Raw genomic sequence first — 23172 nt, forward strand, 5'->3', positions numbered from 1 at the left:
AAAGAGCCCGGGATAGCCCTAGGTTCGCGCGGTTTAATGGATTTCAGTAAGCTGAAGTCGCCGTTGTCGGACAACCAATCTCCATAGCTATTGGGAAAGATCACGCCTTGGAATCAGGGTGTTAGCGGAAGGGGGCCGGCGCTCGGCTAGGCAAAGCATCAGCTTCGGCGGCTGCCCTGCTGGATGCAGGCTTCAGCGATGCGCGGCAAGCAATATCTCTAAAAACGCTTCGGCGCTGCGCGTCAAACCGCGGGCCTCTTCGACGATCGCGCAGAAAGGCACGGTGTAGTGCGGGGAGTCGGGCAGCACGTCGAACTGATAGCGCGGCCCCAGCTTCGCGACATAGTGTTCAGGCAAGAGACCGACATAGCGTCCGGTTGCAATCATCGTCGCCACGGCCTCCAGACCATCGACGTCCGGTCCCGGCGTAAAGCCGTGGTTTGCAAGGGCATCGGTTACGAAGGGATGTCGGCGGCAGACCAGGGGCAAGGAACGCGTATCGCTGTGAGCGGCAATGACACCGGCGTGGGATGGGCAATAAAAGACGCGCTGGGTTTCATCGAAAAGTGGGTAATGACGCAGACCGGGGATCGGCTTGTATTTCCCGCGAATGGCGATCTGGACGCGCCTGTCCGTCAACGCCCGTCCCAGATCGCCAAAGGCCATGACCGTCAGCGTAGGCCGCACCAAGGGTGCCGTGCGTTGGAGTTCAGTGATGGCCTCGACGAGATGGCAATCCTCATGTGCCATTACGTGTTCCGCGCTGCCAAGTAACAGCGGCCCGGACAATACTCCGCGCACGCCATCCACCTCGGGTTTGATGCGCTCCAGCGCATCCAATGCTTCCCGTGCCACGCGCAATGCCACGTCACCCGCCTCGGTCAGCGCGAATCCGGCCGGGCCGCGCTCGCACAGCTTTGCCGAGAGGTGGGTCTCGACATCCTTGATATGTCGGCTGATCGTGGCCTTCGACATGCCAAGCGACGTTTCTGCCGGGGCGAACCCGCCGGCCTCGGCGACGGCGCAGAAGACCCGTAGCGACAGAAGGTCACGTTCCGACAGGCCCTGACGTTTCATTGCGCTCTCATCGTAAAAGGTTTCATTTTTCGCAACCTTAGGCGCAGAAAAATGATTTTTCAAATACATTTTAGCCACCTACATTTTTGCTACACCCCTTTACAGCCCCTTGAGCCAAGGACGACGTTATGGAACACACGCGCATTCGCCCATTCAATACGAAGAAAACCTATCCGGAGCAATCGCTCGATAACGATCTGGCCCAGGCAGTGGTAGCGGGGAACATGGTGTTTTTGCGCGGCCAGATTGGTCAGAACCTCGACACCTATGAATCGGTCGGGATTGGCGACGCCGCGGCGCAGACGGAACAGGCAATGGCGAATATCAAGATGTTGCTGGAAGAAGCCGGCAGCAAGTTGGAAGACATCTGCAAGGTCACCGTCTATCTGGTCGACGTGCGCTACCGCGAGCAGGTCTATAACGTCATTGGCCGTTGGCTCAAGGGTGTCCATGCGGTATCGACGGGCCTCACCGTGACCGCGCTCGCGCGGCCCGAGTGGCTGGTCGAAGTCGATGTGATCGCTGTGAAATCCTGAAAAAGCCGCATCAACGCAATCTTAAAAAATGGAAGCGAAAAAAGTGAAACGTCTCTCCCTCCGACTGATGCTGAGCGCTACCGCAGCGTTGCTTACGTGCACCTCTTTTGCGGCGCATGCTGATGGATTGCTGGAAAAAATCGAAAAGTCGCACGTCATCCACATCGCCGTGCCGACCGACTATGCGCCGTATGGTTTCGTCGGTCCCGATATGCAGCCGCAGGGGATCGATATCGATTCCGCACGGCTTATCGCGCAGAAATTGGGCGTGAAACTCGATCTGGTGCCGGTCACGTCGCCGAATCGCGTCGCTTACTTGCAAACCGGCAAGGCCGATATCACGATATCGTCGCTGGGGAAGACCGCCGAGCGCTCGAAGGTCATCGATTACTCCATCGCTTATGCGCCGTTCTTCGACGCGGTGTTCGGGAAGAAGGATCTGGCCGTCTCGAATTTCGACGATCTGAACGGCAAGACGATCTCGGCGACGAAAGCATCGATGCAAGATCAGGAAATCAGCGACCGCGCACCGAAGGCGTTGATTCAGCGCTACGACGACAACAGTGCGACGATCCAATCCTTCCTGTCGGGGCAGGTGCAGATGATGGCGATCGGCACTACCGTTGCGGCGGCGATCAAGAAAGACCATCCGAATGTCGATATCGCCTTGAAGGTCGTGCTGTCGAATTCGCCTTGCTACATCGGCGTGCCGAAGGGCAATCCGGATCTGGTGAACAAGCTGAACGAGATCATTCGTGCGGCAAAGGCCGATGGCACGATCAAAGCCATCTCGATGAAGTGGCTCGGCACCGGCCCGGGTGACTTGCCGGAATGACCGAGCGCCTGGACGTGAGCGCGAACGGCGGGGCAGTCGACGCCGCGCGCTTACCTGAATCCGCGGTGCAACGCATTGCTCGCTGGGTCGTTGGTGTTGGTGCCGACAATACGCCGATGCCTGTGCGGCGCGTTGCCGGACGTGCGCTGATCGACACGGTGGCGGTCGCGCTGGCAGGCAGTACGACCGACATCGCGCGCAAGACGCTCGACGTCATGCAGTCGAGCCAGTACGCGGCAAGTACCCCGGGCGCCGCCGTATGGCACAACGACGGCGCGCGTCTCGCGGCCGGTGGCGCGGCTTTCGCAAACGCCGTTGCTGCCCATGCGCTCGATTACGACGACAACTGCTATGCCGGTTTCGTGCACGGCTCGGCCGTGATCGCGCCCGCTGCGTTCGCTGCCACCGAGATGGTTCGGGGCAGCGGCGCCACGCTGATCGATGCCTTTATTGCTGGCGCGGAAGCCGAATTTGCCCTGGCTAGCGCCCTTGGTCGCGGTCCCTATGATCGCGGCTGGTGGACTACGGGGCTGTACGGTGCGTTTGGTGCCTGTGCCGCGGCATGCCGTGCGTTGGCGTTGTCCGTGGAACAAACGAGCGCGGCGCTCGGCTTGGCCGTGGTCGGCAGCGCGGGGATGAAAGCGGGCTTTGGCAGCGATGCAAAAGCGATCCTGTTGGGTAACGCCGCACAACAGGGCGTGATGATGGCATTGCTCGCCCGGCAAGGGTGCAGCGGGCCGGCGCACGCCTTGGAGGGGCCGAACGGGTTTGCTGCGTTGATAAATGGCGGGGTGTTCGACGTCGACGCACTGCGTTTGGGTCAGACCTGGCGCCTGCTGACGCCGGGTCTGGATATCAAACGGATCCCTGTCTGCCTCTCGTCACATGCCGCAGCCGATGCGCTCGCAGAGATGCTCGGTCATTCTGCGGAGGATGCTTACGACCGGGATACGATCGTTGCGATCGATTGCGATGTGCCGCCGATCGTTCTCAAAAATCTGATTTATTCGAATCCACAGACCGCGCAGCAGGCGCAATTCAGCATGCAGTTCGCGCTCGCATGCATCTGCTGCGATGGTGAAGTCACGCTGGATTCGCTGACGCCGGCCGTTTTGGCGCGCGACGATATTCGTGCCGCCATGAATCGCGTCTCGATGCACTCGTCTGAACGATGGGACGCGACGCTGTGCGAGCGGGCCCCGGAAGGGGCTTTCGTAACCGTGCGTTTTGCCGATGGCGGCACGATGCAAGCGTTTCGCGATTATCCGGTCGGCGCGGCATCGAAGCCGCTCAGCGACGCGCAACTGCAGCAAAAATTTCTGGATTGCGCCACGCGTGCCATGCCTGAGGCATCGGCGCGCCGCATTCTCGACACACTTGGCGATATCGAGACACTTGCGACACTCGATACGCTGTTTCCTTGACGCATTTTCTCCATCCTATTATTCGGGAGAGGTTCGATGACATTCCCCCTTACCATTCCGCCATCCAAAAAACACCAAAGCTTCTTGTGGTCGCCGATCTGTACTGACCTGGATCAATTGGACGCCCATGTTGCGATCCTCGGCATCCCTTATGGGCAGGCTTACACGGCCGAACACATCAGCAACGATCAAAGTCGCGCGCCGGATGCGATCCGCGCGATGAGCGATCGCATTTGTCGTGCGCTGCATCACTACGACTTCGACGTTGGTGGGCCGATCTACGACAATCGCGCGTTGAAAGTCGTCGACTGTGGCAATGTTCCTGCGGATCCGCAGGATCTGAGTTCACACGGTCCGCGCTCCGAAGCTGCCGTGCGCAAGATCCTCAAGGCCGGCGCCATGCCGATTATTCTGGGCGGCGATCATGCGATTCCGATCCCGGTATTGCGGGCCTATGACGATCAAGGGCCGATCACCTTGGTACACATCGATGCCCATCTGGATTGGCGCGATGAAGTGAACGGGATTCGCGAAGGCTTGTCGAGCACGATACGTCGCGCGTCCGAGATGCCGCATATCGGCGAGATTTTTCAGATTGGATTGCGCGCGCAGGGTAGCGGCCGGCAGGCGGATTACGATGCGGCGATCGCCTACGGTTCGCATCTGATCCCGGCCTATGACGTGCACGATAACGGCATGCAGTCCGTGCTTGATCGAATTCCCGATGGCGGCCGCTATTATCTGACGATCGATGCCGATGGCCTCGACCCGTCGATTGCGCCGGCGGTAGCCGGTCCTGCCTTGGGAGGGATCACCTATGTCCAGATGCGCAAGCTGATTCACGGATTGGTGAAAAAGGGACGCGTCGTCGGCATGGATATCGTCGAGATCACGCCGGCGACCGATGTCAATAATTTGACCTCGATCACCGCTGGGCGCCTTATCGTCAATATGATCGGCGCGGCGGTACGCGCGGACTATTTCGACGCACCGCGTAACGCAGGCGTCTGACGTCGAAGTCGTCCTCAGCCTTCCGCTTTCGTTGTCGGTTATCGCGTTTTGCGAAATAGATATCGCAAAGCGTTGGTTCGCGTCTCGCGCGCCGCGCCCTACCATCACGCCGACATCAACAAAAAGGCGACACGGCGTCATGCGATGCGACATCCTGCGTTCTGCGTGACAACCGCGGCGCCGGAGACGCCGGAAGAGGCAGAGGGTTAGCAGCATATGCGCAGCAGCTTGGATAGACGTGGCTTTTTGATAACGACCGGCGCTGCCGCGGCCGGCTTGGCGGTTTCTGGAGTGCCGGCGTGGGCCGCCGAGCAGAAGGGGGCGTCGGCGGAAGCGCCGACGCGCGGTGGGACGCTGAACATGCTCATCAATCCCGAACCGCCGGTATTGGTCTCGATTGCGCAAACCACCGGTCCGACCTTGGTTGCCAGCTCGAAAGTGCATGAGGGCTTGCTGTCGTACGACTTTTCGCTTTCGCCGCAGCCTCAATTGGCGACCGCATGGAATGTCAGCCCGGACGGTCTCAAGTACACGTTCACGCTGCGCCAAAACGTCAAGTGGCACGATGGAAAGTCCTTCACGTCGGCGGATGTCGCCTTCTCGATCGATTTGTTGAAGAGCGTGCATCCGCGTGGGCGGAGCACTTTCGCCAACGTCGCGCGTGTGACTACCCCGAGCGCTTATACCGCGGTGATCGAGCTCTCGAAGCCGGCGCCTTACTTGCTAAAAGCGTTGTCCGCCGGCGAGTCGCCCATCGTCGCGAAACATCTTTATGAGACGGGCGATCCGCTGACGAATCCGCATAACAATGCGCCTATCGGCACCGGTCCCTATCGTTTTAAATCCTGGACCCGCGGCTCCAGCATCGAGTACGAACGCAACCCCGATTACTGGGCGCCCGGCAAGCCCTACATCGACAGTTTGATCTTCAAGGTGATCCCGGACGCGGCTGCGCGGTCGGCGGCGTTCGAGACGGGCGCACTCGACTTGGGTGGCGAAAATCCCGTACCGCTGACGGATTTGCCGCGTCTCGAAAAATTGCCGCAACTGACGGTGGAAACGCGTGGCTATCGTTTCCTGTCGCCGTTGGCCGAGATCGACTTCAATCTCGACCATCCCATTTTGAAGGATCTTCGCGTGCGCCAGGCGATTGCCCATGCGATCGATCCGCAGGTCGTGCAACGGACGGTGGCCTACGGCTATGCGGACCTGTCGCCGACGCCGATCACGCCAGCCTCGCCGTATCACGACGCGACGATACATCCCTATACGATCGATGTCGCCACGGCGGAACGCTTGCTGGATCAGGCCGGCTATCCGCGCAAAGCCGACGGCATTCGGTTTCAACTGACGCACGACTACTTGCCCTACGGGGATTTGCATCAGCGCTGCGCGGGCTATGTGAAATCTGCGCTCGCGCGTATCGGTATCGCCGTGACGGTGCGCTCGCAAGATCTGCCGAGTTTCTTGAAGCGCGTCTATACGGACCGGCAATTCGACTTCACCAGTATTGGTGTGAACACCTTGTTCGATCCGAGCGTGGGTGTGCAACGCTTGTATTGGTCGAAGAACTACCGGCCGGGTGTGCCGTTCTCGAATGCGCCGCACTACAGCAATCCGGAAGTGGATCGCTTGCTCGAAACGGCATCGGTCGAAATCGACGAGTCGAAGCGCGTGGCCTTGTATCGCCAGTTTCAGCAGATCGTGAATCAGGATCTGCCGATCTTGAATTTGATCGCACCGCGCATGATGACCCTCGCCAATAAGCGCGTCCGCAACCATACGGTCACGGCGCAAGGGCTGGAAGGTAATCTCTCCGATGTCTATCTGGTGAAGACCTGATAGATGGTGTTAAGAGGATTGCGACCGAAAGCGTCGCATCTTGAAAATGTCGGATCGCTTCTAAAGCCCGCGAAACGATCCAACATCCTTGAAACATTATCGATCGCGCACGCCTTTCAGTGTCATGCACAAAAGGAAGGCGATGCAGGGGCCGAGCGATAGCGTCAGCAGCGGTGCGGTGAAGCTCCCCGTGCTTTCCCGGATCCAGCCCACCAAATAGGGGCCGGTGAAGCCGCCCAATTGCGCCACGCCGTTGATGAAGGCCAATCCGCCGGCTGCGGCCGCGCCAGTGAGAAACTGAGCCGGCAAGGTCCAGAACACGCCGAGCGTGGCCCACAAGCCGATTGCACAAAAGCACAGCGCGACAAGGCCTAGCAACGGGGTGGGCGCGATGGCGCTGAGGGCTAAAAAGATTCCGCCGCTCAGTCCCGCCAAGGCCGTATGCCACCGTCGCTCTCCGGTACGATCGGAACTGCGTGCGATAAAAATCAGTCCCAGGGCGCCGAAAATAAACGGTATCGCAGACACGATGCCGGTCTGCATCGTGGTCAGGCCGCCCACGCTGCGCACGATCTGCGGCAGCCATAACACCACGCCATAAATCGCCATCCCGTTAAAGGCATAGATCGCGGTCAGCACCCAAACGCGGGTGTCGCCCAATGCTGCCCCGAAGGAATGCGTGTTGTGTGCCGCGGAGGCGTCGACATCGCGCGCCAGCGTTCGCGTCAGCCAGTTGCGCTCGGCCGCGCTCAGCCAGCGGGCCGTTTCAGGACGGTCGGCGAGGTAGAAGAACGTGACCACGCCGAAGATCACCGCGGGTATCCCTTCGATCAGGAACATCCAGCGCCAGCCCGACCATCCCATCCAGCCATGTGCCGCGCTCATGATCCATCCCGACAGCGGCGCACCGAACACCGAAGACAAGACCGTAGCCAACATGAAACCGGCCACCGCTTTGCCGCGTTCCTTTTTGGGGAACCAATTGGTCAAGTAAAGCAGTATGCCCGGCGCAAAGCCCGCTTCGGCCAGCCCCAGCAGGAAACGCAGCAGATAGAACGAGTTCGGCCCTTGCAACGCCGCCATCGCGCAACAGACGATGCCCCAGGTCACCATGATCCGCGCAATCCAGATGCGCGGCCCGACCTTATGCAAAATCAGATTGCTCGGGACCTCGAAGAGGATATAGCCGAGAAAGAAAATCCCGGCGCCCATGCCGTACGCCTTCGCGCTCAAGCCGATCTCCGCGTTCATCTGTAGCGCGGCGAAACCGATATTGACGCGGTCGAGGTAATTGATGACGAAGAGGAAGAAGCAATACCAGACGATACGGCGATAGAGCTTCTTGGTCACTTGCGTGGCCAGTGCCGCGTTTGCCATGGCGGCATCCGGACCGTCGATGTCACCGTCGCGCGGTGCGGTCGCGACGGCCGGCCATGCCTTCGGCACGGTATTTCCCGATGTTTCTAATGCCATCGTATGTCTCCTCGATTCCAGATATTTCCGGATTGCGCTATCTTAACTGAGGTACTAGTATCCTAAAAATGGCGGTTTTCCCGAGGGTTCGACTCGCGGGGAGGGCGTCGACGAAAGCAATTAAGGAGACAAGGACTATGCGAGCAACCCTGGCCGAGCGGCTCAAACAACCCGGCATCGTGGTGGCACCAGGGTGTCACGATGCCTTGGGCGCGCGGATCATCGAGCAGGCGGGTTTCGAGGCCGTGTATATGACCGGCAACGGCTTGTCGGCGTCGTTGATCGGCGCACCGGACATTGGCCTCTTAAGCATGTCGGAAATGGTCGAGCGTGGCCGGGCATTCGCCGATGCGGTGAAGATACCCGTCATCGCCGATGCCGACACCGGTTACGGCAACGCCAACAATGTCGCGCGAACGATTCGCGCTTATGAGGCGGCAGGGGTGGCCGCGATCCATCTCGAAGATCAGGTCACGCCGAAGCGTTGCGGGGCGATGGCGGGGATCGCCTTGATCTCGGCGGACGAACATGCGGACAAGATTCGGGCAGCCGTGGCGGCGCGCAAGGATCCGAATCTGCTGATCATCGGTCGGTCAGACGCACGCATTCCAAATGGATTTGCCGATGCCTTGGCGCGCGGCCGGGCGTATGCCCGTGCCGGCGCGGATCTCGTACTGCTGGAAATGTTGCAGTCCGACGAAGAAATCGCGGAGGCGGTGCGCGCGATCGACGCGCCGCTGATGTTCAACTATGTCGACGGTAAAGCGCCGCCGCTTACCGCGCCGGACTTTGAACGGCTAGGCGTCAAGATGATGGCCTTTCCGGTGTCGTCGACGCTTGCCTATGCGCAGATGATGACGACCTTCGTCGCTCATATCAAAGAAGCGGGAACCACGGCCGGTGCGCCGCAATGTTTGATGTCGTTGCACGACTATGAGAGCGTGCTGGGCAAAGACGGCTATCAGTAACGCCCGCTTATCGAAGACAGACTAAAGGAGACAGGATAATGACACACGCACAGACGCAGCAAATCGCCGGGCGACTGGACGGAATGATCGTCGCGATCACCGGTGCCGCGCAAGGTATTGGCTTTGCGATGGCGCAAAGACTTGCAGCGGACGGCGCGCGCATTGCGATAGCCGATATCGATGCGGACCGCGCCGAACAGGCTGCCGCGCGCCTGCGCGCCGACGGGCATGACGCGATCGGTCTTTCCGTCAATGTCGTCGAACGCGAGCAATGCGAGGCGATGGTGTCGCATATCGTCGAACATTATGGTCGTCTCGACATGATGGTATGCAATGCCGGCGTCGTGCAAGTGAAGCGTTTTCAAGATATCGAGGCGGAGGACTGGGATCCGATTTTCGCGGTCAACGTCAAGGGCGTGTTTTTCACCGTGCAAGCCGCCGCGAAACAGATGCAGAAGCAGACCGCGTTAGGGGATGGCCGGCCGAAGGGAAAGATCGTTACCTTGTCGTCGATCGCGGGCCGCTACGGCGCCGGGCCGATGGCGCCGATCATCCCACATTATCGAGCCAGCAAGGCGGCCGTCATCAGCATTACGCAGTCCGCGGCCTACACGTTCGCGCCGGACATTACCGTCAATGCAATCTGCCCGGGCTTGGTCGATACCGATATGTGGAAGAAAATCGACCAACAGTGGTCCGATATCGAGCAATGGGAGTCCGGTCAGGCCTGGCGAACCCGCGTGGCGGCGGTACCGCTCGGTCGCGCGCAGACGCCGGGCGATGTGGCGGGTCTCGCTGCATTTTTGGCGAGCCCCGATGCCGACTATATGACCGGCCAGTCCTTGAATATCGAAGGCGGCCTGACGATGAGCTGATGGCGAACGACGGAAGGCGAGAGCAGGCCTGCGCGGGCCGCCACGCCTTCCGCTTAAGCATGGGTCAGGCCGGATTTAAGTGCCGATGCGCGACGCGTCGGCGTCGTGGCGGTTTGCGTCGTAATCGTGCCGGCTTTCAGCGCCCGTAAATAGTTTTCCTGTGTGCGCATGATATGCGCTGCGAGAATCGTGGCAATGCGCTGCCCGTCTCCTTCGCCCCACAGCTTCACGATCTCTCGATGCTCGTCGAACGAGCGCGCCGGCTCGCCGGTTACATGCGACGCAAGAAAGCAGCGCACTGCTGCCACGCGCCCCGATGCCAGCAAATAGGCATTTTTAAGATAGGGGTTGTCGCAATGCGTCAGGAACGTCTCGTGAAAGGCGCTGTCGGCGCGTGCATAGGCAATGTCGTCGTGTTTTTTGTGTGCACGGGTCATGTCGGCCAGCGCGGCTTTCAGATCGCGATGCGCCGCGTCAGGATGCCGGGCCATGGCGAGCTGTACCGCCTTCATTTCCAGTGTCGCCCGGTAGTCGCAGAGTTCCGCGATATCGGCGTCCGTCGGCGAAAACACGAAGGTGCCGCGCTGCGGCACGATATTGACGAGACCCTGAAATTGCAGCGTGTTGAGTGCCTCGCGCACGGGCGTCCGGCTCGTGCCCAATTGCGCCGCCAGAGCGTCTTCGGACAACAATTCGCCGGGGGCAAATTCGCCGTCGACGATTGCCGCGCGCAACCTTTCCGTAACGACGCCCGCCAGGGTGCGCGGACGCGTCATCGCAAGCGTTCGACCCATGTAGTTCCCAGTCTGTCGAATGAAAAAAGAATAGTCGACATGGTAGCACTGCATGTGTGCGGCGGGCGGACCCGGCATCAAGTCCGGGCATCGCTGTTATCTCCGCGCCTCTTGTCGGCGCGATGCAAGCCGGTCGCCGCTTCCTGCCGTATACCACTACTGACAGGGCGTTTGGATATCGCCGTCGATCTGCACATTCGCGCTCGGGATGACGGACGTCACCACACGGCCGCTGAAGTTCGGGGGCATTGTGAAGGCCTCGTCGACCTTGCCAGGGGTTAAGGTGGCGCCAGCGAAGTAGTGATACGAAAATACCGCGCGGCAGTTATACGCGCGATTGTCGGGATTCGTGCCGTCGATGAAGACATTCCCGGCAAATACGCTGGAGTGGAACACCGGCTCGGCTTGGGCAGTAGCGCACCAGACAAGCAAACCCAACATCCCATATTGCACGAGGTATCGCTTGTTCATGGTGCCCTCCGAGGGCCGCGTTACAGGGTAATCCGTGTCTTAATATACGCCACTATCTCGTTGCCGGTTGCGTCTGGGCGCCCGCTGCGTGAGGCCTTGTCATGATGGGTATCGCGCGTGCGCCTTATTCCCCAGCGGGTAGAGTGATAAAACCGTGGCCGGAACTTGCGCCTCGTGGGGAGAGAAGGCGGACACGGTCGGCTCGTTGAATCTATACTGCACGCCTGGGCGATTGAATCGGTATTTATCGCCAGCAGATCACTTTTTATGCGAGTTTTTGCATCAGAATGAATTCCGACGATCTGAATCTTTTCGCGCGCGTTGCCCGCTCGGGCAGCTTATCGCGCGTGGCACTGGACACCGGGCTCAATCAATCGACGGTCAGCCGCCATATCGCCACGCTCGAAGCAGAGTTGGGGGTTCGCTTGTTTCGTCGCAGCGGGCGCGGCGTTGCCTTGACGGAGCGCGGAGAGATATTGATGCGCTATGCCGAGACGGTGAAGCACAGTATCGACGAGGTCAGCCGAACCCTTCGGAACAGTTCGGAACTGGGGCCCACCCGGCTGTGTATTGCCGCGCAACCGACGATTGCCAGGATCATGTTCGGCACGCTGGCGCACGCACTGTCCGACCGCTATCCGAACACGAAAATTCGCTTCGTGGAGGGGCTCGCCAGTCAATTGTTAAGCGCGTTGAGCAATGGCGAAATCGATGTGGCCGTGATGTATCTTCCGGAGGAGCGCGGGGCATTGCAGTACGATCGCCTGCTGACCGAGGACGTCTGCCTGATCACGCCGCCCGATCATCCGCTAAAAGGCGACAGGATCGATGTCCGCGTGTTGAATGGCCTGCCGTTGATCTTGCCCAGCACGCATCACGGCTTGCGACGATTGGTCGAATCGCTTGCGGCGCCCCACGGATTCTCTCCCACCATCGCCTTCGAATGCGATGGCTCTATTTCGATTACCAAACGGCTGGTGTTGGCGCATTGCGGGTGCACCGTGTTACCGGAGGCGGCGGTCGTCGAGGAAGTGGCGGCGGGAAGATTGAAACGCTTTCGCCTGGATCAACCGCAGGTGTCGCGCGACGTCGGCATTGTCTTGCCGTCGAACGGCGCGGCTGCCGGTACAGTGTGGGAAGCGTCGCACATCATTCGTCGCGCCGCCGCCGAGTTGGTCGGCAGTGGTGCCTGGCCGAATGCGCGTTTGTCCGAGGCGATAAAGGCTGTGTGAAATGATCGCTGTTCACGCGCATCGCCGATGAGGAAGACCCCTCGGCGGCGATGATAGCGTTCCTGACCGGTCGACAGACCAAAGACGGCGCTTTGCGTCAGAATCACACGTGCTCGAGTCGTTTGGCCGGCGTGATCTGTAGCGGATCCGTGCGCAGCTCGATCAGCGCCGGTACGCCCGCATGAAGCGCCCGCTCGAACGCGGCGGGGAAGGCCGCGTTGGTTTCCACGCATTCGGCATGCGCACCGAAGGCCTTCGCCAGCGCGATGAAATCCGGATTCGTCAACCGCGTCGCCGATACCCGGCCCGGATAGCTATTCTCCTGATGCATGCGGATGGTTCCCAGCATCCCGTTATTCACGACGATCACCACCAGCGGTGCACCGAACTGTACGGCGGTGGCGAGTTCCTGTGCATACATCATGAAGCAGCCGTCACCGGCGAAACAGACCACGGCGCGTTTTGGATCGTGCAGTTTTGCAGCGATGGCCGCGGGGAAGCCATACCCCATCGCGCCATTCGTCGGCGCCAATTCCGTGGCCATCTGCCGATAGCGGTAGAAACGATGCACCCAGACGGTGTAGTTGCCGGCGCCGTTGGTGATGACGGCATCATCGGGTAGCACCTCGCTGAGATGCGACACCACATGCGCCAGATCGACGCCCTTGATATCGGTCGCGCTTGGCGCCGGTGTCGAATGCTTCACGTAGTCGGCGCGGGCGGACTGCGTCCAGTCATGCCAGGGCGGGACAAACGCGTTGTCGCCATGCGCATCGGTGTGATCGGTCCGCACGCGATCGAGCGTATCGAGCGCCGCTGCAAAACCCCGCAGGCTGGCATTGATCGGCAAGTGCGCCTGGAACACGCGCCCGAGTTCTTCCGGATCGGGATGGACGTGAATCAGCGTTTGCTTTGGTGCGGGGCTTTCGATCAAGGTATAGCCGACCGATGTCGTCTCCGCGAGTCGCGAGCCGATGACCAGCAGCAGATCGGCATTTTTAACGCGTTCGGCGAGCTGGGGGGAGATGCCGAGACCGAGTTGACCGACATAATGCGGATCGCGGTTGTCGAGCAAATCTTGCCGACGAAATGATGCCGCCAGAGGGAGATCGTAAGCGTGCACGAAGCGCTTCAGCGCATCGGTCGCCACGGGGTCCCAGGCCGTGCCACCAGCGACCACGAGCGGTCGACGCGCACCCTGCAACAGCGTGACCAGTTCCGCCATGTCTGCCGTAGCAGGCGCGGAATAGGCAACGCGCACGGGGGGCGCGTCGGGGACCTCGGCGGCATTGAACAAGACATCCTCGGGCAGCCCGATGACAACCGGACCCGGTCGCCCGGAAAGGGCGATGCTGATCGCTTTCGAGACAATTTCAGGAATGCGTTCGATGCTGTCGATTTCCGTGGCCCACTTTGCCAGGCCACCGAACATCTGACGGTAATCGACTTCCTGAAATGCGCCACGACCGATCATGCCGCGTTCCACTTGGCCGATGAATAGGATCATCGGCGTCGAGTCTTCGAAGGCAGTATGAACACCATTGGCGGCGTGCGTGGCGCCGGGGCCGCGTGTGACGAAGCAGATGCCGGGCCGGCCGGTGAGCTTGCCGTAGGCGTCGGCCATGTTCGAGGCGGCGCCTTCATGACGCGTGACGATCGTGCGGATGCTGCAGGCGTCGTGGAGCGCGTCGAGGACCGCGAGATAGCTTTCGCCTGGAACGCAGTAGACGGTATCGACGGCATTGTTCACCAACGTATCGACCAGAATCTGGCCGCCGTTGCGCGGACCTGAGCGGTGAGCGACTTCAGACATGGATTTCCAACTCCTTATTTCGGGTTTCCGGCAGAAAGATGGCGACGATGAAAACGAGGACGTATGACAATGCGGCCCAGATGCCAATAGCGGGTGCCAGGCCCAACGATGCGCTCGTCAAGTCGACGACAGCGGGAACGAGTGTGCCGATGCCGCGACCGAAGTTGTACGAGAAGCCCCCGGCGGTCCCGCGGATCTGTGCCGGGAACAGCTCGGTGAAGCATGCGCCCATGCCGGAGACGATCCCCGATTGAAACAGTCCGAGCGGGAAGCCGAGCAGTAGCAGACCGAAGAGCGGCAGGTGTAATTGGGTGTAGATCAGCACCGTGACCGTCGCGGCTGCGGCTGAGAAGGCAAACATGACGCGACGTCCCAGGCAATCGCTCATATACGCCATGCCGACGTAGCCGCAAAACGAACCGAAAAGATTCACCGCCAGAAAGATCGATGTGAGATTGACGGTCAACGCTTGGGTCTGGCGTAAATAGGTCACGAGCCAAGTCAGGAAAAAGCGAGAACCAGAGAATCGCGATTTTCAGCACGCGCACTCTGCCGATACGGTCGGCCAGACCACCCGCCAGTACGCCACCGATTGCGGAGTAGATCAATGCGGAGGTGCCGATGATGCCTGCCTGGCCCTTCGTCATGCCCCAAAGTCCCAGCAGCGACGGAATCACGAAAGCGAAGAGCTGAACGTCCATCGCGTCCAATGCCCATCCCAGAAAACAGGCCCAGAAGATTCTGCGATGGGGCGACGGCATACTGCTGTACCAGGACTGCATTCTCGTCACCTTACATTTTTGTTTTTTTCTATCCGCACGTTCCATCTCGGAATGACGATCCCGAGCGTGCTCAGGCGCCGCGAGGGCGTGCTGGCAGAGGCACCTGCGACGTCAAGCGCCTAGTATGGTGACAATCGCTTCGTGGAGGATTGCGACGGATGCATAGCAGCTATGCAAGCAGTGCCGCTTGCAATCGTGCCTATGTGTCTTAAAAATGGTTTTGTGAGACAGAACTGTACTGTTTGCAGCAGAAGGGGGATGCTCAGGCGCCGCGTGTACCCATCACTTCACCGAGGCGCACCGCGCGCTCCGATGTCCATGCCGGGTTAAGCGCGATCGAGCCGGACTGAAACAACATGATCACCGTGGAGCCGAGCAGAAAGCGGCCCATTTCGGCGCCCTGTTTCAACACGATGTCTTGATCGTCGTACTTCCATTCCCGGATTGTCTGCGGACGCTGCGCGTTGACGACGCCGTGCCAGACGGTGGCGATACTGCCGACGATCGTCGCACCGACCAAGACCATGACGAAGGTGCCGGCGGTATCGCTTTCGAATTCGCAGACGACGCGCTCATTGCGCGCGAAAAGCTTGGGTACGCCGCGTGCCGTCGTCGGATTGACCGAATACAGGCTGCCGGGAACATGGACCATGCGCGTCAGACGTCCATCGCAGGGCATGTGCAGGCGATGATAGTCGCGCGGCGACAGATACAGATTTGCAAAGCGGCCGTTCTGAAAGCGTTGGGCCAGTGCCGCATCGCCACCCAGCAGTTCGCTCACCGTGTAATCGTGGCCTTTGGCCTGGACGATCTTCTGCTCGTCGATTGCACCGAGCTGACTGATGGCGCCATCGACGGGGCTGACAAAGGCTGCGTCCGCAATGGGTCGGGCGCCGGGCTTGAGCGCACGGGTGAAAAAATCATTGAAGCTGGCGTAGCTATCGATATTGCTGTTCGCCGCCTCGGTCATGTCGACGTGATATTTGTCGACGAACAAGCGGATCAGGCCGGTCGTCAATGCGCCTGCACGTGCGCTGGCGACGCGACCCGCGAAAGAAGTCAGCGCGCCCTTCGGCAGCAGGTGTTGAAACAATAATGCAATTCGATCAGACACGGATACCCCAACAGAATGATTCAGCATGGAAACGCTGCAGGCGGATTCGAACCGGAGGCGACGCGACGACGTCGCGGAGGTTTCGGCTGGCAGCGTTGGCAATAGCCGGGATTTTACATAAGTTCTGTTGGCGCCACGTCAGGCAGCGCATGGCGGCGCCAGGCTAGACGGCGTCGAGGCGATGTGCAAACGCCGCGATCGCGTCCGCCATGGCCTTCGGTTGCTCCGGTGCCAGTGCATGGCCGGCATGCGGTATGACGCTGATCGTCACGCGGTCTCCGACCATCGTTTTCAGGACTTTGGAGAAGCGCCGTGGTGCCACGGCGTCGTCTTCTGCCTGGAGGTCGAGAATAGGGGCTTGGCCGGCCGCGAAGTAGCTATCGACGGGCGTGACATCCCGCGCGTGCGATTCGGCGTCATGGGCGGCTTGATACCAGCCGTCGACCCATGGACGGGGATCGTTGCCCGGTGCGAAGAAGGCTTCTTTCAGATAGGCCATCCGTTGTGCCGACGACAGCGACAGGTCCCCGGCGCCATCGATGGCTTTGCGCATTTCAGGCGAGATGGGCGCTTCTTTTGAGCCGGGAGGCACTTTGCCGGCCGATGCCGCTGCCAGGACCACCCCCTTCACCAAATCGGGATAGTCCGTTGCGAATTGCCGGGCGGCGAAATTGCCCCAGGCGTGCCCGACGACCACGGCATCGCCCGCATGCTCTTGCCGAATGACGGCGGCGATATCGTTGGCGTAATCGTGCAAGGTGAGATTGTCCATCGGACCCCGGGACTGTCCGATGCCGCGTGGCTCAGGCCGCAGCACGCGAAAGCCGTGGGCGGCGATGATTTGTGCGACCTCGTCATAATCGCGCACCGAGCGCCCTAGAGACGGCAGGATCACCACCGTCGGCCCCTTGCCTTGACTCAGTACTTGTAACCGCGCCGGGCCCGCTTGCACGAAGGATTGCACGACGCCATGCGGCAATGGCGAATTGGGCGACGCAGCGGCGGAAATTGCGTTGTCTGGCGGCGCGGAATGCGCCAGCGTATAAGGCAATATTGCCGTGCACGCGACGACACCCACGATACCGATCCTGCTGATGAACCGTCCACGCATCCTTTTTCACCCTCCCTTTTTATCGCTCGTCAATGAGAACATGCGAGACATCGACGTGTTATCAAGTGCGCGGTACGAAGTCGTCGGGGATATCGCCTAGATCGATAACGACAGGGGAGGTCGCGCCGTTCCTGATTTTTTCTTCTGCGATATGCTCGATCATCTGACGGCGTGCCTCGCCTGTCTGGTGCGCATCATCGCCCATCGTTCCGCCAAAGCGGAGATCGTAGCAACGCTTGGTGATGGTGATGTCGTAGGCGGCGCCGTCCACTTCGTGAATGAAGCTTATGTCGCCGGACGCGCCCGAAGGCGCCCCCTTCGTGGAATCGCTCATCCTCTCCTCCGATAGTGTTATCGCGCATCGATAATTTGCCCGTTTCGCGAGCGGGTTTCGACAAAAGCTTACATCACTTTATCCGACGTGATCGGATTGAATGGCAGAGTGCGGGGATGTGCATATCGTCGCCAAAGCAACGCGCGTTCGATCTTCTGACGGACGCCTACCTTGTCTTAGATGACGAATACCGCGTTGTCGCAGCGAACGAGCGATATTGCGGCCTGACGAAGCAACCGGCAACGGCAGTCCTGGGACGTAGCATTTACGAGGTCAATCAGCATGCGTCGCAAACGGCGCGCGAGCAGCGGGAAATGACGTTGACGACGCTTTTAGCGCGTCTACGATCTGTCGAGCTCGCGGAAACGTCCCCGTTACGATATCCGCTGCCGAACGATCCTTCAAGCACCTCTGACCGATACTGGAAAGTGTTCGGCAGTCGACGCCAGATCGTCAATGTGACGCACGACAGTCTCCTGAACGAGCTCATCGACCCAGCCGATCGTCCGCGTGTTCGCGCGGTACTCGAAGCAGCGCTGCAGTGTTGGAAGATGCCCGATTGAATATCGAAGCAAAAGGCCTGGTTCTAAAGACCGACATAGCGCCACGCTGCGCAATCTCAGGCGATGAGACGAGGCTGCGGCAAGTGATCTTCAATTTACTGACCAATGCCATCAAATTCACCGACCGCGGTGAAATCAGCGCGACGCTGACGTCGAATGAAACATCGATCCGATTCGCTTTGCAAGACAGCGGCATCGGCATTTCCGTCGCGTCGCAGGACAAAATATTCGGACGTTTCACGCAAGCACTGGAGGCAGGTGCGCAACGACATAGTGGATTAGGGCTGGCACTCTGGATCGCCCATACGATCGTAACCGCCCATCACGGCACGCTCCATGTCGAGAGTGCCGGGCCAGGACAGGGCGCGACGTTCATCATGACGTTGCCACGATCGTCGGACCCGGGCGTGCTCGCCTAGCGCGCGATCACCACCCCGTATTGCGCTTCGCGGTACTAGGAGGAGACGCTCGTCGCTGAACGTTGTAAACTCGCGTTCTGGTCTACCTATTCATTCCTAATATTTGGACCCTATGTCCCTGTTCACGCCCAATGCTGTTCGTCTTGCGTCTGTTTATTTCCCGATCCTGGTGGATTGCGCCAGACGTAAGCGCATCACCACCTATGACGATTTGATTTCAGCCGCAAAGGCGCGTCATCCCAAAAATGAGGATGTGGCACGCGCCATGCCGTCGTCGACTGGCCAGAAACTGGAAGTCATCAAAGCATTTTGTAAGAAAGCGAATGCGCCGGATCTGGCAAGTTTGGCCGTCAATACGGACTCGGCCAGCGCCGATGAGGCTGTCGAAAAGCCGGTTGCGTCGGCCGCACAGCAGCAAGCATTCAGTTATGACTGGGAGCAAAAGCTGATTGCTTTCGATACGTACGTCATCGATGCCTTGAAGGGCGCCGTTCAACCGACCAAGCGAAAAGAACCGGAGGCGTCAAAGGTCCTCTTCGAATACTACGCAGCGCATAAGCGCCAACTGCCGCCAGACATCGCCAAGCAGAAAGCCAAGATCATCGCCTTGTTGATGGATGGCTATGAGGCCGAGGACGCTTTCGCGCAGGCGGCCGACGGACGCTAGTCGCAGTTGCTGCTAACTGGACTTGCGCGCTTGCACGTCTTTAAGCGCGAGAGTAGTCCGCCCGAGCGATATCGGCGACGATGCCCGCTTCATGCGGGACCCAGCCGAGCGTCCGCTGCGTGTGCTCGCTTGACGCCGGGCCATTGCCCGCTACCCACATCGCCAGTGGACCGAAATGGGCATTGGCTTCCTCGGCGCTCAGTGAGACAGCCGGCACCCCAACCTGGCGCCCGATCGCTTCAGCGATCTCTTTAAACGGCACGCCCTGTTCGCCGACGGCGTGATACGCCTGGTTGCACGCGCCGTGTTCGAGCGCGAGCCTAAACAGCTGCGCGGCATCGATGCGATGCACCGACGGCCAGAGATTCTGTCCGTCGCCGATATACGCGGACACGCCTTTCTGGCGCGCCACATTGGCCAGCATCGGCACGAAACCGTGCGTTTCTCCCTTTCCGTGAACCGAACGCGGCAAACGAACGACCGAGGCATGCAGGCCCCGTTCGGCCAGCGCAAACGCAGTTTGCTCCGATGCACGAGGAAACGCGGGAACGATGGGTGGCCGTGCCGTTTCGTTGAATATCTGCCCTGCGGGCAGCAAGCCAAATCCGCCCGTGACGACAATCGGCCGCTTGGAACCGGCGAAGACTTCGCCGAACGTCTCGATCGCGCGTCGATCCTCGTCCGCCATCGCGACGATGCGCGCGAAGTCGACGCCGAACGCGGTGTGGATGATCCCGTCGGCGTCGCGGCTGCCCGCTCGGAGAACGTCCAGATCGGCCGTCGTGCCGAGCAGGGGCGTGACGCCGATCGCCGCGATCGCCTCCGCTTTCTCCTTGGTACGCACCAATCCCTGCACCGTATGACCTGCCTCAAGCAGCGCCGCCGCGATCGTCGAGCCGATCCAGCCGTTTGCCCCTGTCAAAAACACACGCATGCTAATCTCCCTCACGTTTAAGAACAGCGGCATCGATATACCGTCATGTCAGTCACTGACAAGGTAGCATTGTCAGTGACTGACAGCAAGGGCCAGGCAATAAAATGACAAAAAACGAAGAGGACGTCCGCACGCGTTTGCAGCGGGCGGCATTGGCACTATTTCAGGAGCGCGGTTATGAGCAGACGACGGCGGCGGAGATTGCCGCGCGCGTCGGCGTGACGGAGCGGACTTTTTTTCGGCATTTCCCTGACAAACGCGAAGTGCTATTTCAGGGCGAGGCTATTCTGCGGGCGGCCTTGACGGCGTCGATCGCGAGCGCGCCGGCGGAGATTGGACCGCTCGATACGCTGTTTCGGGCCTTCCATGCTATTCAGCAGGTTATCGAAGCGAACCGGCCGTTTGCCAAGCCCCGCCACGACGTGATTTCGAACACGCCCGCACTGCAAGAGCGAGAGCTTGCAAAAACGGAGGCGCTGGCGCGTTCGCTTGCCGATGCATTGCAGGCGCGAGGCGTTTCCGAACTGCACGCGGCGCTAGCGGCACGGGCCGGCATGGCCGCATTCGCCTATGCGACGATCAGTTGGTTGGAAGATCCGGAGATCGGCTTGGCCGAGCGATTGGATCGCGCATACGATGGGCTGAAGTCGCTTTTCTGAGCGCAGCGCCAGGCCGCTGCCTTTCTGCATCGTCGCGCTGGTATCGCAAAACGATGCGTCACATGATCGACGCTGCCTTATTTCACCGCGATATCGACGACACGGGTAAATCGGCCCGTTTCGGTGGCGACTTCGTATCGCAGCTGGTCGGGACCGTGGTATGCCGGGTTCGATCGATACACGAGTTGCGAGCCGTAGAGCTGGCCGCCAGGGCATGACGATGCGGCGTGTGCGTCGGGAGCGGCGAAATTCCCCGATTTGATTTCGAGCGTTCCGTGCTGGGCGCCAGTCAGTATCGTGATGGTCGGCGTCGGCCCCTCGGTACGACACAGATGGTCCCAATCCGCGTGAGCAGCGATCATGATTGGCACGTTGCTTGTGACATCGCGATACGCCTCGGGCAGTTCACGCGTGCCCGTCTCCGGGACATTGGCCGTCGCGGATGCGCCGAAAGTGGACGCCAGCGGTGTCACGATGACCTTACTATTGCCGTTCGCAGCCAGATTCGCCGATTTCGTCGGAAACCGCGATGTCACGGTGACGTGATCGTTGTATTGGAAGCCGGCGCCGGTGCCGATATCGACACCGACACCGATCAATCCGCCCGCCAACGCATTGCCATACATCAAGCCGCGAACGGAAGACCGGGCGACCGTGCTGCCAAAGGGCTCTCCAGCATCGGAACAGGAGATCCGAAGGTCGTCGGAAGCGCGGTGAATCGTCAGATGGCCCGGCGTGGTCAGAAACCACGTCCCCTTCGAATTTTCGAGCTTGCAGCCGATTCCTCCAACTACTTGCCCGTCGATCGTGCGTGTCTCGACATCCATGGATTGATGCGTCCCTCCAGCGATCGAGGCACACCCCAATGTCAGAAAGAGGGGCATACAGAGCCCAACGACGATGCTTCGGTTGACGATTCGCTGCGCGTGCATTGCGGTTCTTGTTCCTGGCAGAACGGTTCGATCTGAGCCGCGACGATTCTCTGACCGCACTCATACTGAGCTGCGGCGGCTTCCCTGTGCGTGATATCGGCCCGTGTCGGCGTTACTTTAGTAAAAAAGCGTATTCCTTCGTAAGATTTCAGGGTGTACCCCTAGCGCGGGGTATACGTCGATGGCAAGGCCGTTCGAATTCTCTATCATCACTAAATCGATTTAGTAAATCGATTTACTAAAAATAGCGGAGACAGAACATGGCCTTATCACGTCGTCGATTTCTTGGCACTGCCGCAACGGGGCTGGCGGCCGTCGCCACTGCGGGGATATCCACCCGAGGCGTTGCGGCGTCGCCGGTGCAATTGCGATTTTCCTCGTCGATGACGGCCGATCCGAATTCGACCCAATACATCTGGTACACCCGTTTTCGAGACAATTTGAAAACCGCGGTGGGTGACCAGATTCAGATCAACTTTTTCCCCAACGGTCAGTTGGGGAAGGAGGCGGACGTCGTGCAGCAAGTGCGACTGGGATCGATCGACATGATGATCACGGGCAGCTCAATCTGGGCCACGGCGCTGCCCGAGCTGGCTTTATTGGATCTGGGCTTTCTCTTCGACAGTTGGGCCCATGTCGCGAAGGCGGTCGATAACGGCGTCTCCGGTGTCTATGACAAGCTGATGGAAACGCGGACGGGATGCACGATTTTGGGATGGGGCTCGCACTTCAATGCGCGCAGCGTCTATACCAAGCCGGCCATCCAAAATCTCGCGCAGTTGAAAAACGTCAAGCTGCGCGTTTTGCCGACGCAGCCGTTTATCGAGACGTTCAAGCTGATGGGCGCCACGCCGGTGCCCATTTCATTCGATGAAGTCTATACCGCAGTACAGACAGGCGTGGTGGATGGATTCGAACATGACGCAGCCAGCGTGCTGGCGAACAAGCTCAACGAAGTGGTGCGCAACAGCTGGCAGACAAATCATCTGTTCAGCCCGAGCCTGACGGTGATCGGCAAGCGGGGCTTGAGCAAGATTCCGGCCGCGCTGCAAGGACCTTTTCGGGCGGCGGCGCTAGAGGCAACGCAGTATCAACGTCAGATCGCCGCCGTCAAGGGGACGGAAGCGTTGGCCACGCTGAAGAAAACCGGCATGACGCTCTACCCGATGGCCGACAGCGAACGTGCCACGGTGCGCGCGATGATGCGGGAAAAACTCTGGGTACCTTTCACCCAAAGTCATCCTGAAACCGCGCCGGTGCTGAGCGCGATCGACAAGGCGCGCGCCTGATCTACCGCGTAATCAGA

The 23172-nt window shown here is 60.0% G+C and carries 23 protein-coding genes; 12 read left to right on the forward strand and 11 right to left on the reverse strand.

The window, feature by feature from the left end:
* Positions 1-192 precede the first annotated feature (192 nt).
* The gene (locus tag ABEG21_RS22760) at positions 193-1077 is read right to left on the reverse strand and encodes a LysR family transcriptional regulator (RefSeq protein WP_347558836.1); all 885 of its coding nucleotides are present in this window, start codon (positions 1075-1077) and stop codon (positions 193-195) included.
* Between the two features lie 128 nt (positions 1078-1205).
* On the opposite strand from ABEG21_RS22760, the gene ABEG21_RS22765 reads away from it, so the two are divergent.
* The 5 genes from ABEG21_RS22765 to ABEG21_RS22785 all read left to right on the forward strand — a co-directional run bounded on the left by ABEG21_RS22765 (position 1206) and on the right by ABEG21_RS22785 (position 6725).
* A complete protein-coding gene (locus ABEG21_RS22765) occupies positions 1206-1613 on the forward strand; it encodes a RidA family protein (protein ID WP_347558837.1) in 408 nt (135 codons plus the stop codon).
* Between the two features lie 43 nt (positions 1614-1656).
* Entirely contained in the window at positions 1657-2448 is a 792-nt protein-coding gene (locus ABEG21_RS22770) for a transporter substrate-binding domain-containing protein (RefSeq protein WP_347558838.1), read from the forward strand.
* Entirely contained in the window at positions 2445-3872 is a 1428-nt protein-coding gene (locus tag ABEG21_RS22775; RefSeq protein WP_347558839.1) for an MmgE/PrpD family protein, read from the forward strand. The genes ABEG21_RS22770 and ABEG21_RS22775 overlap by 4 nt, the downstream gene beginning before the upstream one ends.
* A gap of 36 nt (positions 3873-3908) precedes the next feature.
* Positions 3909-4883 (forward strand): agmatinase, encoded by a 975-nt coding sequence (locus tag ABEG21_RS22780; protein WP_347558840.1) that lies wholly within the window; start codon positions 3909-3911, stop codon positions 4881-4883.
* A gap of 216 nt (positions 4884-5099) precedes the next feature.
* Complete coding sequence (locus tag ABEG21_RS22785; protein ID WP_347558841.1) at positions 5100-6725, forward strand: ABC transporter substrate-binding protein; 1626 nt, start codon at positions 5100-5102, stop codon at positions 6723-6725.
* A 96-nt stretch (positions 6726-6821) separates the two neighbouring features.
* Here the strand turns inward: ABEG21_RS22785 and ABEG21_RS22790 are convergent, their stop codons facing one another.
* Positions 6822-8198, reverse strand: a complete 1377-nt coding sequence (locus ABEG21_RS22790; protein WP_347558842.1) for an MFS transporter — start codon at positions 8196-8198, stop codon at positions 6822-6824.
* A 137-nt stretch (positions 8199-8335) separates the two neighbouring features.
* Between ABEG21_RS22790 and ABEG21_RS22795 the strand changes: the two genes are divergently transcribed.
* Together ABEG21_RS22795 and ABEG21_RS22800 are read left to right on the forward strand one after the other, a co-directional pair.
* Positions 8336-9166, forward strand: coding sequence for an isocitrate lyase/PEP mutase family protein (locus ABEG21_RS22795; RefSeq protein ID WP_347558843.1), 831 nt, complete (start codon positions 8336-8338; stop codon positions 9164-9166).
* A gap of 38 nt (positions 9167-9204) precedes the next feature.
* Positions 9205-10041, forward strand: a complete 837-nt coding sequence (locus ABEG21_RS22800; RefSeq protein ID WP_347558844.1) for a glucose 1-dehydrogenase — start codon at positions 9205-9207, stop codon at positions 10039-10041.
* A gap of 53 nt (positions 10042-10094) precedes the next feature.
* On the opposite strand, the gene ABEG21_RS22805 is transcribed toward ABEG21_RS22800, so the two are convergent.
* A complete protein-coding gene (locus tag ABEG21_RS22805; protein ID WP_347558845.1) occupies positions 10095-10835 on the reverse strand; it encodes a GntR family transcriptional regulator in 741 nt (246 codons plus the stop codon).
* Positions 10836-10991: 156 nt separating this feature from the next.
* Entirely contained in the window at positions 10992-11306 is a 315-nt protein-coding gene (locus tag ABEG21_RS22810; protein WP_347558846.1) for a hypothetical protein, read from the reverse strand.
* Between the two features lie 287 nt (positions 11307-11593).
* Between ABEG21_RS22810 and ABEG21_RS22815 the strand changes: the two genes are divergently transcribed.
* Positions 11594-12538 (forward strand): LysR family transcriptional regulator, encoded by a 945-nt coding sequence (locus tag ABEG21_RS22815; RefSeq protein ID WP_347558847.1) that lies wholly within the window; start codon positions 11594-11596, stop codon positions 12536-12538.
* 103 nt (positions 12539-12641) lie between these two features.
* Here ABEG21_RS22815 and ABEG21_RS22820 read toward each other — a convergent pair whose 3' ends face one another.
* The 5 genes from ABEG21_RS22820 to ABEG21_RS22840 form a co-directional block, all read right to left on the reverse strand.
* Positions 12642-14351, reverse strand: a complete 1710-nt coding sequence (locus ABEG21_RS22820) for a thiamine pyrophosphate-binding protein (RefSeq protein ID WP_347558848.1) — start codon at positions 14349-14351, stop codon at positions 12642-12644.
* Positions 14344-14844 (reverse strand): MFS transporter, encoded by a 501-nt coding sequence (locus tag ABEG21_RS22825; protein ID WP_347558849.1) that lies wholly within the window; start codon positions 14842-14844, stop codon positions 14344-14346. The genes ABEG21_RS22820 and ABEG21_RS22825 overlap by 8 nt, the downstream gene beginning before the upstream one ends.
* Before the next feature lie 551 nt (positions 14845-15395).
* Positions 15396-16247: an archaetidylserine decarboxylase gene (gene asd, locus ABEG21_RS22830; protein WP_347558850.1), complete on the reverse strand. Its 852-nt coding sequence runs from the start codon at positions 16245-16247 to the stop codon at positions 15396-15398.
* A gap of 163 nt (positions 16248-16410) precedes the next feature.
* Positions 16411-17325 carry an alpha/beta hydrolase gene (locus ABEG21_RS22835; RefSeq protein WP_347558851.1) on the reverse strand — a complete coding sequence of 305 codons (915 nt, stop codon included), beginning with the start codon at positions 17323-17325 and terminating at the stop codon, positions 16411-16413.
* Between the two features lie 94 nt (positions 17326-17419).
* Entirely contained in the window at positions 17420-17692 is a 273-nt protein-coding gene (locus tag ABEG21_RS22840; RefSeq protein ID WP_347558852.1) for a hypothetical protein, read from the reverse strand.
* A gap of 541 nt (positions 17693-18233) precedes the next feature.
* On the opposite strand from ABEG21_RS22840, the gene ABEG21_RS22845 reads away from it, so the two are divergent.
* Positions 18234-18674 carry an ATP-binding protein gene (locus ABEG21_RS22845; protein WP_347558853.1) on the forward strand — a complete coding sequence of 147 codons (441 nt, stop codon included), beginning with the start codon at positions 18234-18236 and terminating at the stop codon, positions 18672-18674.
* Positions 18675-18786: 112 nt separating this feature from the next.
* The gene (locus tag ABEG21_RS22850; RefSeq protein ID WP_347558854.1) at positions 18787-19341 is read left to right on the forward strand and encodes a hypothetical protein; all 555 of its coding nucleotides are present in this window, start codon (positions 18787-18789) and stop codon (positions 19339-19341) included.
* Between the two features lie 40 nt (positions 19342-19381).
* On the opposite strand, the gene ABEG21_RS22855 is transcribed toward ABEG21_RS22850, so the two are convergent.
* Positions 19382-20275, reverse strand: a complete 894-nt coding sequence (locus ABEG21_RS22855) for an SDR family oxidoreductase (protein ID WP_347558855.1) — start codon at positions 20273-20275, stop codon at positions 19382-19384.
* Positions 20276-20379: 104 nt separating this feature from the next.
* Between ABEG21_RS22855 and ABEG21_RS22860 the strand changes: the two genes are divergently transcribed.
* Positions 20380-20934 (forward strand): helix-turn-helix domain-containing protein, encoded by a 555-nt coding sequence (locus tag ABEG21_RS22860; protein WP_347558856.1) that lies wholly within the window; start codon positions 20380-20382, stop codon positions 20932-20934.
* A gap of 77 nt (positions 20935-21011) precedes the next feature.
* Here ABEG21_RS22860 and ABEG21_RS22865 read toward each other — a convergent pair whose 3' ends face one another.
* On the reverse strand, positions 21012-21761 hold the full coding sequence (locus ABEG21_RS22865; RefSeq protein ID WP_347558857.1) for a hypothetical protein: 750 nt from the start codon (positions 21759-21761) through the stop codon (positions 21012-21014).
* 365 nt (positions 21762-22126) lie between these two features.
* Between ABEG21_RS22865 and ABEG21_RS22870 the strand changes: the two genes are divergently transcribed.
* Entirely contained in the window at positions 22127-23155 is a 1029-nt protein-coding gene (locus ABEG21_RS22870) for a TRAP transporter substrate-binding protein (protein WP_347558858.1), read from the forward strand.
* Positions 23156-23172 lie beyond the last annotated feature (17 nt).

Origin of the sequence: Robbsia sp. KACC 23696 (assembly GCF_039852015.1) — a bacterium.
In the GTDB taxonomy this organism is placed as follows: domain Bacteria; phylum Pseudomonadota; class Gammaproteobacteria; order Burkholderiales; family Burkholderiaceae; genus Robbsia.

Bases quoted from the DNA above. Each gene is read 5' to 3' on its own strand.
- ABEG21_RS22780 (WP_347558840.1), top strand. From the start codon at position 3,909: ATGACATTCCCCCTTACCATTCCGCCATCCAAAAAACACCAAAGCTTC.
- ABEG21_RS22795 (WP_347558843.1), top strand. From the start codon at position 8,336: ATGCGAGCAACCCTGGCCGAGCGGCTCAAACAACCCGGCATCGTGGTG.
- ABEG21_RS22785 (WP_347558841.1), top strand. From the start codon at position 5,100: ATGCGCAGCAGCTTGGATAGACGTGGCTTTTTGATAACGACCGGCGCT.
- ABEG21_RS22850 (WP_347558854.1), top strand. From the start codon at position 18,787: ATGTCCCTGTTCACGCCCAATGCTGTTCGTCTTGCGTCTGTTTATTTC.
- ABEG21_RS22810 (WP_347558846.1), bottom strand. From the start codon at position 11,306: ATGAACAAGCGATACCTCGTGCAATATGGGATGTTGGGTTTGCTTGTC.
- ABEG21_RS22865 (WP_347558857.1), bottom strand. From the start codon at position 21,761: ATGGATGTCGAGACACGCACGATCGACGGGCAAGTAGTTGGAGGAATC.
- ABEG21_RS22775 (WP_347558839.1), top strand. From the start codon at position 2,445: ATGACCGAGCGCCTGGACGTGAGCGCGAACGGCGGGGCAGTCGACGCC.
- ABEG21_RS22855 (WP_347558855.1), bottom strand. From the start codon at position 20,275: ATGCGTGTGTTTTTGACAGGGGCAAACGGCTGGATCGGCTCGACGATC.
- ABEG21_RS22765 (WP_347558837.1), top strand. From the start codon at position 1,206: ATGGAACACACGCGCATTCGCCCATTCAATACGAAGAAAACCTATCCG.
- ABEG21_RS22860 (WP_347558856.1), top strand. From the start codon at position 20,380: ATGACAAAAAACGAAGAGGACGTCCGCACGCGTTTGCAGCGGGCGGCA.
- ABEG21_RS22760 (WP_347558836.1), bottom strand. From the start codon at position 1,077: ATGAAACGTCAGGGCCTGTCGGAACGTGACCTTCTGTCGCTACGGGTC.
- ABEG21_RS22790 (WP_347558842.1), bottom strand. From the start codon at position 8,198: ATGGCATTAGAAACATCGGGAAATACCGTGCCGAAGGCATGGCCGGCC.
- ABEG21_RS22840 (WP_347558852.1), bottom strand. From the start codon at position 17,692: ATGAGCGATTCCACGAAGGGGGCGCCTTCGGGCGCGTCCGGCGACATA.
- ABEG21_RS22870 (WP_347558858.1), top strand. From the start codon at position 22,127: ATGGCCTTATCACGTCGTCGATTTCTTGGCACTGCCGCAACGGGGCTG.
- ABEG21_RS22820 (WP_347558848.1), bottom strand. From the start codon at position 14,351: ATGTCTGAAGTCGCTCACCGCTCAGGTCCGCGCAACGGCGGCCAGATT.
- ABEG21_RS22800 (WP_347558844.1), top strand. From the start codon at position 9,205: ATGACACACGCACAGACGCAGCAAATCGCCGGGCGACTGGACGGAATG.
- ABEG21_RS22815 (WP_347558847.1), top strand. From the start codon at position 11,594: ATGAATTCCGACGATCTGAATCTTTTCGCGCGCGTTGCCCGCTCGGGC.
- ABEG21_RS22805 (WP_347558845.1), bottom strand. From the start codon at position 10,835: ATGGGTCGAACGCTTGCGATGACGCGTCCGCGCACCCTGGCGGGCGTC.